The organism is Cellulomonas sp. RIT-PI-Y, from assembly GCF_025642745.1.
Classification (GTDB): Bacteria; Actinomycetota; Actinomycetes; order Actinomycetales; family Cellulomonadaceae; genus Cellulomonas.
Window position 1 is genome coordinate 1 of sequence record NZ_JANZKP010000076.1, and the last position, 13,104, is coordinate 13,104.

The 13,104-nt window shown below is 72.0% G+C and carries 11 protein-coding genes and 1 tRNA gene; 7 read left to right on the plus strand and 5 right to left on the minus strand.

Annotated elements, in window-relative coordinates; all coding sequences use genetic code 11:
- Window positions 1–117 precede the first annotated feature (117 nt).
- The 5 genes from OGL89_RS16080 to lipA all read left to right on the plus strand — a co-directional run bounded on the left by OGL89_RS16080 (window position 118) and on the right by lipA (window position 5,203).
- The gene (locus OGL89_RS16080) at window positions 118–1,017 is read left to right on the plus strand and encodes an ATP-binding cassette domain-containing protein (protein ID WP_263121182.1); all 900 of its coding nucleotides are present in this window, start codon (window positions 118–120) and stop codon (window positions 1,015–1,017) included.
- Window positions 1,014–1,802 (plus strand): ABC transporter permease, encoded by a 789-nt coding sequence (locus tag OGL89_RS16085; protein ID WP_263121183.1) that lies wholly within the window; start codon window positions 1,014–1,016, stop codon window positions 1,800–1,802. The genes OGL89_RS16080 and OGL89_RS16085 overlap by 4 nt, the downstream gene beginning before the upstream one ends.
- Before the next feature lie 118 nt (window positions 1,803–1,920).
- Window positions 1,921–3,471, plus strand: coding sequence for a methyl-accepting chemotaxis protein (locus tag OGL89_RS16090; RefSeq protein WP_263121184.1), 1,551 nt, complete (start codon window positions 1,921–1,923; stop codon window positions 3,469–3,471).
- Between the two features lie 80 nt (window positions 3,472–3,551).
- A complete protein-coding gene (gene lipB / locus OGL89_RS16095; protein WP_263121185.1) occupies window positions 3,552–4,223 on the plus strand; it encodes a lipoyl(octanoyl) transferase LipB in 672 nt (223 codons plus the stop codon).
- Window positions 4,220–5,203 carry a lipoyl synthase gene (lipA, locus tag OGL89_RS16100; RefSeq protein WP_263121186.1) on the plus strand — a complete coding sequence of 328 codons (984 nt, stop codon included), beginning with the start codon at window positions 4,220–4,222 and terminating at the stop codon, window positions 5,201–5,203. The genes lipB and lipA overlap by 4 nt, the downstream gene beginning before the upstream one ends.
- Here lipA and OGL89_RS16105 read toward each other — a convergent pair.
- Window positions 5,175–5,375, minus strand: a complete 201-nt coding sequence (locus OGL89_RS16105) for a hypothetical protein (protein ID WP_263121187.1) — start codon at window positions 5,373–5,375, stop codon at window positions 5,175–5,177. The genes lipA and OGL89_RS16105 overlap by 29 nt on opposite strands.
- 241 nt (window positions 5,376–5,616) lie before the next feature.
- Between OGL89_RS16105 and OGL89_RS16110 the strand changes: the two genes are divergently transcribed.
- On the plus strand, window positions 5,617–7,656 hold the full coding sequence (locus OGL89_RS16110; RefSeq protein WP_263121188.1) for a glucose PTS transporter subunit IIA: 2,040 nt from the start codon (window positions 5,617–5,619) through the stop codon (window positions 7,654–7,656).
- 86 nt (window positions 7,657–7,742) lie between these two features.
- Window positions 7,743–8,597 (plus strand): PRD domain-containing protein, encoded by an 855-nt coding sequence (locus tag OGL89_RS16115; RefSeq protein ID WP_263121189.1) that lies wholly within the window; start codon window positions 7,743–7,745, stop codon window positions 8,595–8,597.
- A 65-nt stretch (window positions 8,598–8,662) separates the two neighbouring features.
- Here the strand turns inward: OGL89_RS16115 and OGL89_RS16120 are convergent.
- The 4 genes from OGL89_RS16120 to OGL89_RS16135 form a co-directional block, all read right to left on the minus strand.
- Window positions 8,663–8,735 (minus strand) — tRNA-Lys (locus OGL89_RS16120).
- Between the two features lie 39 nt (window positions 8,736–8,774).
- On the minus strand, window positions 8,775–9,818 hold the full coding sequence (locus tag OGL89_RS16125; RefSeq protein WP_263121190.1) for a DUF916 domain-containing protein: 1,044 nt from the start codon (window positions 9,816–9,818) through the stop codon (window positions 8,775–8,777).
- 62 nt (window positions 9,819–9,880) lie between these two features.
- Entirely contained in the window at window positions 9,881–11,875 is a 1,995-nt protein-coding gene (locus OGL89_RS16130) for a metallophosphoesterase family protein (RefSeq protein ID WP_263121191.1), read from the minus strand.
- Between the two features lie 164 nt (window positions 11,876–12,039).
- Window positions 12,040–13,104: HupE/UreJ family protein (locus tag OGL89_RS16135; protein ID WP_263121192.1), on the minus strand; the 1,065-nt coding region annotated here is incomplete at its 5' end.

A 13,104-nucleotide genomic window follows, 5' to 3' on the forward strand; every position in this document is an offset into this window, starting at 1 on the left:
TCCCCCGGAAGGAGGAGAGGCCTCCCACCGGGACGCAGGTGATCCTCCTCCCGGAGGGCCGGGCGTCGAGCTCCGAGGGCGACGCGGCACGAGGCCGGCCACGCCGACGCTGGAGCCATGATCGAGATTGCTCACCTCACCAAGCGGTACGGGCCGGCGCGCGTGCTGGACGATGTGTCCTTCACCGCCGAGCCCGGCCGCGTCACCGGATTCCTCGGCCCGAACGGAGCCGGGAAGTCCACGACCCTGCGCGTGCTCTGCGGCCTCGCCACCGCGTCGTCCGGGACCGCCACCGTCGCAGGCCGACGCCTGCGCGGAGTGCCGAACCCCGGACGCACGGTCGGCGTGCTGCTCGACGCGTCCGCGCAGCACGCCGGGCGTTCGGGGCGGGAAGTGCTCGCGCTGTCCACACGCCTGATGGGGCTGCCGTCCAGCCGGGTCGCCGCGTGCCTCGACCGGGTGGGCCTGACCGCCGCTGAGGCCGACTCCCGCACCCGTACCTACTCGCTGGGGATGCGCCAGCGGCTGGGCCTCGCGCACGCGCTGCTCGGTGAACCGCAGGTGCTGGTGCTCGACGAGCCCGCGAACGGGCTGGACCCGACCGGCATCCGCTGGATGCGCGACCTGTTGCGATCCTTTGCCGATGACGGCGGCACGGTGCTGTTGTCCTCACACCTGCTCCGCGAGGTCGAGGTCATCGCCGACGACCTGGTGCTGATCGGCCGCGGCCGAGTGCTGGCGAAGGGGACGGCCCAGGACCTGCTGTCCGCACCGGGCGCCGAGGTGCGCAGCCTGGACGACGGCACGCTGGCCCGGACGCTCATCGCCGGCGGGAACGACGTCAGGCCCCTCGCCGACGGGGGACTGAGCACATCCGCGTCCGCGGAGGACGTCGGTCGTCACGCGCTGGACGCCGGCGTGGTGCTGACCGAGCTGCGACCGACCCGAACAGCGGGGCTCGAGGACCTGTTCTTCGCCCTGACCGCCGGTTCCGACCGTGACGAGGTGACCGCATGACCACCACCGCCGACCCCACCGCCGCACGGCGCGCGCCGTCCGCGGCGCCTCCCGGCATCCGATGGGCGCGTCTGGTCGAGGTCGAGCTGCGCAAGCAGGTCGACACCCGGGCCGGACGGTGGTTGCTCGCCCTGATCGTGCTGGTCGACATCGTGCTGATGGCGTTGTTCCTCTGGGCCGCCGACCAGGCTCCCGGGTGGGCGACGATGACCGAGGCGGCGTCGGTCGGGCAACTCCTGCTGCTGCCGCTGATCGGTGTGCTCGCGGCCACCTCGGAATGGTCGCAACGCACCGCCGTGACCACCTTCGTGCTCGAGCCCCGCCGGATCCGGGTGCACGGGGCCAAGGCCGCCGCCGGGGTGCTGCTCGCGCTCGGCGTGATGGTGGTGACGGTCGCGGCGGCCGCCTTGGCGACTCTGACAGGGGGGCTGGTGCACGGGGGAGTCCCGTCCTGGACCGTGCACGGCGGGCAGCTGGGAGGCCTGGCGCTCGCCCTGATCCTGCTGGTCCTCCAGGGCCTGGGCTTCGGGTTGTCTCTGCTGTCGACACCGGCGGCGATCGTCGCCTACCTCGCGCTGCCGACGGCCTGGACCGTGGTGGCCACGCTGGTGCCCGCGTTGCGGGAGCCCGCACGCTGGCTCGACCAGTCGGGGCCGTTGGCCGAGCTCATGGCCGGGTCGCTGACCGGTGACGGGTGGGTCCGGCTGCTGACCTCCACGCTGCTGTGGGTCGGGGTTCCGCTGGCCGTCGGGCTGTGGCGCACCGCACGCCGCGACGTGGCGTGAGACGAGCGACGGTGAGCGCCCGGCCCTCGCCTCGGGGCCTCGCAGAACCGTGAACGAGAGCCCGGCGCTGCCGATAGGGAGGACACAGGGGGCTTCTTCCGTCGAAGGGCCAACACGCATGTCCGTCATCCAGCACCCGGCGGCCCCGGGTCCGAACTCGCCCGGGACCCGCGGCTCCGGCAGCACCGCGCTGTCTGCGGCCGGCCCGGTCGTCGCGGTGGTCGGCGTGGTCGCGACCGCGGTCACCGACGGGATCGCCGCCTGGGCGATCGCCCTGTCCACCGTCGTCGCGGTCGTCCTGCTGCACCGGTCCGCGCAGACCCTGCGCGCCCGGGCCACCGCCCGGCTGTGGGCGGTGGCCCGGGCCGTCGAGGCCGGTGACCTGGCGGCCGCGATGGAGCCCGCCTCGGTCGCGGACACCACGGGGACCGAGGCGCCGGTCCGGGTGGCGATCGGCAGCGTCGCGGACGTGTTCGGCGCGATCGCCCCGGAGGCGAAGCTGCTCACGATCGCGGGCGAGGAGCTCGGCATCATCGGCGACACCCTCAGTGCGGGCGCTCGCGGCACCAGCGAGCAAGCCGGCAGCATCGAGGAGTCGGCGCAGCAGGTGACCGAGAGCGTCGAGCTGGTGGCCGCCGCGAGCGAGGAGCTGCGCGCCTCGATCGGTGAGATCGCCCGCACCACCACCGACGCGTCCCGTGTCGCGCAGGAGGCCGTCGGCTCGGCGGCCTCGGCGTCGGCGACGATCACCTCGCTGGGTGAGTCGACGGCCCGGATCGGCGATGTGATCGAGGCGATCACCTCGATCGCCGGCCAGACCAACCTGCTGGCGCTGAACGCCACCATCGAGGCGGCCCGCGCCGGAGAGGCGGGCAAGGGCTTCGCCGTGGTCGCGGGCGAGGTGAAGGAGCTGGCCCAGCAGACGGCCCGGGCCACCGAGGAGATCTCCGGGATGCTCGGGCGCATCCAGGCGGATGCCGTCGAGGCGGTCAGCGCGATCGAGACGGTGACGCGGGTGATCGACCAGATCTCGCAGTCGCAGCTCACCATCTCCTCGGCCGTGGAGGAGCAGAGCCTGACGACGCAGCAGGTCAGCGAGGCGGCTCAGGGGGTGGCCAGCGAGGTGGCGAACATCGCCGACTCCATCACCACGGTCGCCGGGCTGGCCCGCTCCAACGCCGAGGCGGCCGGGCAGAGCCGGGTCGCGGTCACCGAGATCGCTCGGATGGGAGCGGTCATGACCGAGCAGACCGGCGGTCTGCGCCTGGCCGAGGCCGACGTCACCGGCGGCTTCGACATCTTCTGGGACCGCGATCTCAACCAGCTCAGCGACGTCTGCGAGGGGCTGTGGAGCGATGCCACCTGCGACGACTACGTGCGCGTCCTGTCCGCCGCCTACCGGGAGAACCGGCAGGGGTGGACCTTCCTCGTCGACTTCAGCGCCCACCCGGCACAGGCGGAGAAGGTGCAGCGTACCCACGAGGCGATGATGGCCGAGGCCGTGCGCAACGGGCTGACCTGGTGCGCGTTCGTCGCGTCGAACCCGCTGGTCGCGATCCAGATGCAGCGGCTCTCGACCAAGACCGGGTTCCCGGTCACCTACGTCGCCACCCGTGAGGAGGCGGTCGCGGTCCTGGCCGGGAAGCGCCGGGAGCTGGTCGCGGCGTAGCAGATCGAGCGGCTGACCCGGACGGCAGCGACATCCGTCAGCATTGTTGGACTCAGTCCAACAATGCTACGGTCGGCTCCATGCTGACCACCATCGAGCGGGGGATCGACGGTCCGCCGCTGGACTACCAGGAGGGCTGGGCGCTCCAGCGCGCGCTGCACGAGGGGGTGTCCTCCGGAACCCGGCCCGGCACGCTGCTGCTCTGTCAGCACGACCCGGTCTACACGGCCGGCCGGCGTGCGCACCGCAGTGAGCTGCCCGATCCGGAGCTCACGGACACCCCCGTCGTGGCGGTGGACCGGGGCGGGCGGGTGACCTGGCACGGCCCCGGCCAGCTCGTCGGCTACCCGATCGTGCGGCTGCACGAGCCGATCGACGTGGTGGCGTACGTGCACGTCCTGGAAGAGGCGCTGATCCGGGTCGTCGCCGACCACGGGGTCCGGGCGGTGCGGGTCGACGGTCGTTCCGGGGTGTGGGTGCAGCGCTCCGGGGCGCCGGACGCCAAACTGGCCGCGATCGGGGTCCGGGTGGCGCGCGGCGTCACGATGCACGGCTTCGCGCTCAACGTCGACCACTCGCTGGAGCCCTACGACCGGATCGTGCCCTGCGGCCTCCCCGACGCGGCGGTGACGACGCTGGCCGCCGCCTCGCACCGGCCCGTGACGGTCGCCGGGCTCGTCGGTGAGGTGGTCACGGCCCTCGACGACCTGTTGCCGACCGTCGCGGAGCTGCCGCGGGCCACCGCCGCATGACCGGCACGCAGGGGGCCGCCGCCCCCGGGGAGCGCAAGCTGCTGCGCCTCGAGGTGCGGAACATGCAGACCCCGATCGAACGCAAGCCGGAGTGGATCAAGACCCGGGCCCGGATGGGTCCGGAGTACCGCCAGCTCCAGGGCCTGGTGCAGGACGAGGGGCTGCACACCGTCTGCCAGGAGGCCGGCTGCCCGAACATCTTCGAATGCTGGGAGGACCGCGAGGCCACCTTCCTGATCGGCGGCGCCCAGTGCACCCGCCGGTGCGACTTCTGCCAGATCGGCACCGGCCGCCCGGCGGACTACGACGTCGACGAGCCCCGGCGGGTCGGGGAGTCCGTCGCGCGGATGGGGCTGCGCTACGCCACCGTCACCGGCGTCGCCCGGGACGACCTGCCCGACGAGGGCTCCTGGCTGTACGCCGAGACCATTCGGCAGATCCACTCCCAGGCGCCGGGCACCGGCGTCGAGATCCTGGTCCCCGACTTCTCCGGCCGGCCCGATCACCTGCAGCAGGTCTTCGACGCCGCCCCCGAGGTCTTCGCGCACAACGTGGAGACCGTGCCCCGGGTGTTCCGCCGCATCCGCCCGGCCTTCCGCTACGAGCGGTCCCTGGACGTCCTGTCCCAGGGACGCTCCGCCGGGATGATCACCAAGTCCAACCTCATCCTGGGCATGGGCGAGGAGCGGCACGAGATCAGCGAGGCCCTCCACGACCTGCACGACGCGGGCACCGACATCATCACCGTCACCCAGTACCTGCGCCCGTCGCCCCGCCACCTCCCGGTCGCCCGGTGGGTGCACCCGGAGGAGTTCGCGGAGATCGCCGAGGAGGCGGAGGAGATCGGCTTCCTCGGCGTCCTGGCCGGTCCGCTCGTGCGCTCGTCCTACCGAGCCGGCCGGCTGTGGGCCCGGTCGATGGCCGGGCACGGGCGGGCGTTGCCGGAGCAGCTCAAGGGGCTGGCGGAGGTGGCGGGGTGAGCGTGATGCGTCGAGCGCGTTGCCGCGCTCGGGCGAAATCCCAGGTCGCCAGACCGGTGCCGATCAGAGAGATGACAGGAACGTCGGCGGCCTGACCCGGCCCGGCGTCAGCAGGAACGACGATCGCGAACAGCGGAGCGACGGCGATCGTCAGCGCGACGAAGGACAGCACCGCGCACAGGGCCAGCCGTGCCCGCGTCGACGCACGAACGCTCCGGCGGCCACACCCTTGGGACTTCCGGCCCGCGGGTTGCCCCGAAAGGTGGTGCTAGGGTGACCGCCGAACCTGAGCCGTTCCACCATCGGGGTTGTTACCCGCCATCGTCGCGGGGCAAGACCTGAGCAGCAGCGATGCAGCTCAGGTCTTTTTTGTGCCCGGATGTCGGTGGACAGACAAGACAAGGGAGTTCCACATGACGTCCGCGACGACGCGGGACCAGGCGGAGGCGATCATCGAGGCGGTCGGAGGACCGTCCAATGTCGTCAGCCTCACGCACTGCGCCACCCGCCTGCGATTCGAGCTGCACGACGCCTCGGTGGTGGACACCGGTGCGGTGGAGCAGGTGCCGGGGGTGCTGGGCGCGGTCCCGCAGTCCGGCGACCGGTTCCAGGTCGTGGTGGGCGGTGCGGTCCAGTCGGTCTACACCCAGATCACGCACCTGCCGTCGATGGCGGGGGTCGGCACCGGGCAGCGGTCCGACGCCGACGTAAAGGCCGCCGCGCGGTCCCGGGCCCGCGGCAAGGTCGCCTGGCTGGACTCGGTGTTCGAGTACCTGTCCGACTCGTTCCGTCCGCTGCTGGGCGTACTGCTCGGCGCCTCGCTGATCATCGCCACCGCGGCGGTGCTCGACGCCCTCGGCGTGGTCGACTTCCGGGCGGACGACAAGCCCGCGACCTGGGTGTTCGTCGACGCGATGTGGCGGGCGGTGTTCTACTTCCTGCCGATCATGGTCGCCTACAACGCAGCCAAGAAGCTGCAGGTCGACCCGTGGCTGGGGGCCACCGTGATGGCCGCGGTCATGACACCGGACTTCCTGAGCCTGACCTCGGCGGCCGGTACGGTCTGCACCACCAACGACACGCTGGGCACCACGGCGTGCGTGGCCGATGTCTTCGGGCTGCCGATGCAGCTCAACGAGTACGGCGGACAGGTGTTCGTGCCGCTCATCATGGTCGCGGTGCTCGCTCCGGTGTACCGCGCGCTGAAGCGGATCTTCCCGGAGAACGTGCAGATGGTCTTCGTCCCGGCGCTGTCCATGGTCGTGATGATCCCGGTGACCGCGTTCCTGCTCGGCCCGCTCGGTATCTGGCTCGGCTCCGGCCTCGGCGACGGACTCGCCTGGCTGAACGGCAACGCGCCGATCGTCTTCGCGATCGTGATCCCGCTGCTCTACCCCTTCCTGGTCCCGCTGGGTCTGCACTGGCCGCTGAACGCGCTGATGCTGGTCAATCTCAACACCCTCGGCTACGACTTCATCCAGGGCCCGATGGGTGCCTGGAACTTCGCGTGCTTCGGCGCCACCGCCGGTGTCCTGGTGCTCTCGATCCGGGATCGCGACTCGCAGATGCGCCAGACCGCCACCGGCGCGCTCGCCGCTGGACTGCTGGGCGGCATCTCCGAACCGTCGCTGTACGGCATCCACCTGCGGTTCAAGCGGATCTACCCGAGGATGCTGGTCGGCTGCCTGGTCGGTGGCCTGATCACCGGCTTCATGGGCGGCGTCGACACGAACGCCTTCGCCTTCACCTCGCTGCTGACCATCCCGGTCTTCGACCCGATGCCGGTCTACGTCATCTCGATCGCCGCGGCCTTCGCGGTGTCGATGCTGCTGGTGATCGTCTCCGACTACCGCACTCCGGAGCAGCGGGCCGAGGCGCTGGCCGCCCGCGCCCAGGTCGAGGCCGATCTGGCCCTCGCCGGGGCGGACCGGTCGGTGACCGTGGCAGAGGCCGACTCGGCTGACCCGACCTCCTCCTCTGCCGGAACAGCGAGCGCGCCGACCACGGTCGTCGCCGCCCCGGTCTCCGGTGAGGTGGTGCCGCTCGCCGAGTCCGGTGACCCGGTGTTCTCCTCCCTCGCGTTGGGCGACGGCGTCGGGATCGTGCCCTCCTCCGGCGAGGTCGTCGCGCCGGTCGCGGGCGAGCTGCTCACCGTGGCTGACACCGGGCACGCCTTCGGGGTCCGCACCGACGACGGGATCGAGGTGCTGGTGCACGTCGGGATCGACACGGTGCAGATGGCCGGGACCGGCTTCACGGTCGCGGTGACCACCGGTCAGCGGGTGGCGGCGGGCGACCTGCTCGCCACCGTCGACCTGTCCGCGGTGACCGCCGCCGGGTTCGCGACCACCACCCTGGTGACCGTCCTCAACTCCGCCTCGCTCACCGCGGTGACCCCGCACGCCCCGGGGGTCGTGGCCCGCGGCGACGCCGTCATCGACATCGAGGCCTGACCGGCGCGCAGCATGCGGGCCACCGTGGCGGGGCGATAGCGTCCCGCCACGGCGGCCGTCGACCGGAACCGAGGAGGGGTACGGGCGTGGAAGTCCTGCGGGTGTTCAACAACAACCTGATCCTCGCGCGGGATGAGAACGGCACCGAGGTCATCCTCACCGGCCGCGGACTGGGCTTCCAGGCCCGGCCCGGGTCGCCGGTGGTGCGTGAGCGTGTGGTGCGGGTGTTCCGTCCGGACGACGGCCGCGACCCGGACCACCTGGCCGGACTGCTCGCCGACATCCCGCCGGAGCATCTCCAGCTGGTCGGCGAGGCGCTGACCGCGGTCGGCCTGGAACGGATCGCGGCCAAACCGGCGCTGGTGGTGGCGATGGCCGACCACGTGGGCTTCGCCCTGGACCGCGCGGCGGCGGGCGACACGGTGGAGTACCCGCTGCTGGCCGAGGTGACCAACCTCTACGCGGAGGAGCACCGGCAGGCGGTCGCCCTCCTCGGGGCGATCAACCAGCGGGTGCGCGTCCCGCTGCCGGAGACCGAGGCGGTCGGCCTGGCCCTGCATCTGGTCAACGCGGGCTTCGCCTCCGGGGACCTGTCGCAGACCTACACGATGACCGGCCTGATCCACCAGTTCCTGGACGTGGTCGCCGCCGCGCACGACGTCGAGGTCGCTCCCGGCAGTGTCAGCGTGGGCCGGTTCGTCACCCATCTGCGGTACCTCTTCGTGCGGATCCACCAGGGCCGACAGCTCGACGACCGCCGGCACTCGGAGATCGGTGACGCGATCCGGCGGGCCTACCCCGAGGCGGCGGCCACCGCCGACCAGCTCGCCCGACTGGTCCAACTCCGGCTGCGCGCCACCCTCAGTGCGGACGAGGTCGCCTACCTGGCTCTGCACGTGGCACGGGTGGCGCAGGACGCCGAGCCCGACCCGAGCGCCTGACCGCTCAGTGCAGGCCTTCAGCAGATGGACGTGGTCTGCTCGGGTTGGAGTCGCAAACGTGGGGGTGGGCCCCGTGGGGATCGAACCCACAACCCGCGGATTAAAAGTCCGCTGCTCTGCCGATTGAGCTAGAGGCCCCGCCGCCGACCACCCGGCCGCAGCACACACCGTATCGCCTCAGCGCGCCTCTCCGGCTCCGGCCGGTACCGGCTCGTCGCCCGCCGGCCGGGCCAACGCCGCCCGCACCCGAGCCTCGACCCGGGCGTCCTCCCGCCCGGCACGGCCCGTCCGTCGGCGCAGCACCCACCAGACCAGTCCGCCCACCGCGATCAGCACCACCAGCGACGCCCAGGGGACCGCCCACTCGTGCGCGTTCCCCTGCACCGCGGCCAGCGTGGATGTCGATCCGGCGGCGTCCGTCATCACCGGCACCACGGACACGGCGGCCCCGATCCGGACGGAGGGCATCACGCCGGACACCGGCACGGTGACGTCCCAGCTCTCGCCGGGCAGCAGTTCCGGCGCGGTCGGCAGGTCCGCCGCGTCGACGGTGAACCAGCCGAACGGCCCGGACACCTGGACGTCCTGCTGCGCGGAGATGGTGGTGTTGCCGGTGTTGTGCAGGGTGTAGCTGACCGACCCGTCGCCGGCGCCGACCGGGTTGATCGTGCCGTCGTAGGACAGGTGCACGTCGGTGACGTTCAGCGCGGGGGCGAGGTCGCCGCCGACCCGGAGGTCGACCCGGATGCCGAGCCGCCGGTCGACGGTGATCCCGGCCTGCTCGTCGGGCTGGGTGAGGGAGGTGACCAGGGCGCCGGAGTAGTCGCCGGGGGTGGCGTTCTCCGGGACGGTCAGGGTGAAGGGGACGTCGACGGTCGCTCCGGGCTCGACGGTGACCGAGTCGGTGCCGGCGGCGAGCCACAGTCCGACGGCGGCGGAGTCGGTGCCACCGGTCAGGACGTCGAACTGGCCGGCGTCGGTGGTGTACCCGTCGGCGGCGTAGACCGCGAGGGTCAGGGGTTCGTCGCCGTGGTTGGCGACCACCAGGGCGTCGTCGATGCTGCCGCCGGGGTCGAGGTGGTAGTCGAAGCCGGTGCGGTCGGCGCCGAGGTCGCCGGAGGCGGTGCGCACGGTCCAGGTGACGTCGGTGTCGGCGGCCTGTGCGGCGGGGACGGTGAGCGCGCCCAGCAGGAGGGCGGCGGCGGCGATGCGGAGGAACATGGCGACCTCGGGGGAGTGCGGGGTGGGGGCGGGTGCGCGGTGCGCCCGCCCCCACCGCGGTGTCAGCTGCTCAGTGCGGTGATGGTGAGGGTGGCGCGGTACGTGCCCTTGTCGACGGTGCCGGGGATCTTGAGATCCAGGTCGGCGCCGAGGGTGGCCTCGCCGGTGTCGTGGCCCTGGTCGGCGGCTCCCAGTGCGCGGGAGACCGACAGGCCGGTGCCGCCGTCGTAGCCGGAGGCGACCGGACGACCGGCCCGGGCGCCGGCGCCGGCCTCGATGATCTTCGGCGTCCACCCGAGGGCGGAGCCGGAGAACGTCTTGCCGGCGTCGTGGAACTCGCCGACCGAGGCGGAGATCGACCACGGGGAGGCGGCCCGGCGGGTGTCGGTGACCGTGATCGGGTTGATCTCGCCGGTGGCCTCGAAGAACTGCCCGCCGTTGTCCACGGCGGTGCCGAGGTCGACCAGGCCGTTGTAGCCGTCGATGGTCCAGCCGAACTCACCGGGTGCGGCGTCGGGGACGGCGACCTGGATCTCCTGGCCCTCGCCCTGGTACGGGTGCACGGTCACGGAGTCGATGACCGAGCCCACCGGCTGGTCGGCGGTGGCGCCGCTGTCCGGGCCGCACCAGGAGACCTTGCCGAGCTCGACGGCGGCGTTCGGGGCGTCGCAGGTGCCGGAGCGGATGTTCTCCACCACCAGCTTGTCCGCCTTGACCTGGACCTTGACGTAGGTGCGGACGTGCTCCTGGTTCTGGACCGAGTTGAACCAGTAGCTGTCCGGGTTCAACGGGTCGGGGCCGGTGGCCGCGCCCGAGGTGCCGCCACCGGCGGTCGGGGTGGTGATGTCGTAGTACTTCGACCCCGAGGCGGAGTTGGCGGTCACGTAGAGCACGCCGCCGGGTCCGGCGAAGACGTCGGCCTGACCGGGCTGCTCGTCGGCGTCGGCCTTCTGGCCGCTGTTGATCAGGTACGACCGGGTGTAGACGTGGTCGTGCCCCTGGAGCACCAGGTCGACGCCCAGCTCGGAGAAGGTGGCCGGGAAGTCGGTGCGACGCACCCCGTTGTCGGCGTCCTGCGCGTGCGAGGCGGCCGAGTAGATCGAGTGGTGGTAGACGAGCACGGTGTACTTGGCGTCCGCGCCGTGCTTGTCGATCACGTCGGTGACGTAGGCGACGTGTGCCGCGTCGCCGCCGCCACCCTGGGAGGTGGCGTAGGAGTTGCTGTTCAGGTCGATGAACAGCACGTCCTTGTAGAGGTACCAGTAGTCGCCGCCGGAGCTGTTGGAGGTCGGCTGGCCGTTGGAGTAGTACGCGCCGGAGCGGTCGGTGTTCGGGGTGGCCAGGTGCTGCTCGTAGGCCTTGCCGCCGACGTCGTGGTTGCCGATGGTCGCGGCCCAGGGGATCTCCTTGAGCTGCTGCGGGGCCAGGAACGCGTCCCACTGCGCCTCGGTGTTGGCGGTCTCGACCTGGTCGCCGCCCGAGACCAGGATCTCGGCGTCCGGGTTGGCGGCGGTGGCGACGTCGACGGTGTCGACCCAGCCCTCCTGGTCCTTCGCGACGTTGCCGGACGAGCCGATCTGCGGGTCGCCGAAGAACAGGAAGTCGTAGTCGCCCTCGAAGGACTGGGTCCGGAAGGCGGCGGATCCCGACCAGGCGTCGGCGGAGCCCACCCGGTAGGTGTAGCTGGTGTTCTCGGCCAGCCCGGTGAGGGTGGCGTGCCGGTTGAACCCGCCGGAGGTGGCGATGTTCGCGGAGCCGGTGGCGGCGAAGCTCACCGCGCCGGTGCTGGGGAACTGTCCGTCGACCAGGGACGCGGTGGGCACCACCTGCACCACCTGGTCGACGTCGGCGGAGGTGTACCAGGTGACCATGCGCTGGGTCTCGTCGGCGCCGACGCCGAGGATGATCCCGGTGTAGGTGGTGTCCGCGGCCTGGGCGACGCCCGGGGTGGCCACGGTGACGCTGCCGAGGGCGACGACGGCGCCCACGGCGAGGGCGGTGAGCCGGAGAGGCACCCGGTGCGTCCACCCGCGCAGTGCTGTCGTGCTGAGGGACATGAGTCGTCCGTTCTCTGCGTGCGGGAAAAGGGGAGAAATCGGTACAACCGGTCGAGCGGACTCACGGTTCACCCGGCGGGTGACGTCCGGCTGAACGACGGCGGGCGGGTGCATGGCCTCACCCGGAACACCTGGTCAGTGCAGGCAAGTGACACGGCAGGGACTCAGAGACCGGACAGCCGCTGCACGAACCACACCGTGCCCATCAGCCCGACCCCGGTCGCGATCGTCCCGGTGACCCAGGTCTCGACCACCGGCCACCGGCGACGCAGCAGCGCCAGCACCGGGAAGACCACCGCGATGATCGCCAGCTGCACCGCCTCGATCCCGACGTTGAACACCAGCAACGACCACAGCAGCCGCCAGGACCACGGCTCGTCGATGCCCAGTGCTCCGGCGAACCCGAGGCCGTGCACCAGACCGAAGACCAGCACCACGCCGATCCGGATCCAGCCGGCCCGGTCCAGTCCGAACACCCCGCCGGTCCGGTCCAGCTCCTGCGTGCCGGTGCGGATCCGCCACAGGTGCCAGCCCGCCACCACCGCGATCGACAGCGCGATGATCGGCTCGACCACCGCGGCGGAGACGTGCACCAGTCCGGTCGCCGCCAGGATGAAGGTGATCGAGTGCGCCAGGGTGAAGGCGGTCGCGGTCAGCACGATCTCCCGCAGTCGCCGCGATCCCACGATCACGGCCAGCAGGAACAGGATGTGGTCCAGCCCGAACAGCAGGTGCTCGGCCCCGAGCAGGAAGAACTCGGCGAAGCGCTCGGACCAGGTCTGCGCGGTGGAGAAGCTCGGCTGAGAGGTGTCCAGCGCCGCACTGCCGCTGGTGGCGTCCAGCGCATAGGTGACGACCACCGTGGTGCCGGTCACGTACTCCTCGTCGTCCGGGAACAGCGTGCTGGTCACCTCGTGCGCGCCGTCCGACTCCGCGCAGGTGTAGTCCACGTCGAGGAAGGCGTAGGGCACGCCCTCCCGCTGCTCGATCCGCGCGGCCCCGTCCCACGCGGGGGTGCAGTCCTGCCCGGCCGAGGCGATCGTGAACCGGTCGCTCACGTAGCCGAACACGGCGTCCCGGTGGTCGGCCAGGACGGCGGTCTGCGCGTCGGCGTCCCCGGCCTCCCAGGCCGCGGTCCCGGCCCGGAACAGCGGGTCGTCCTGTTCGGCGTCGGCGGCGGACACGATCAGCAGGTCGTACTCCAGGCCGAGCTCGGCCCGCACGACCCC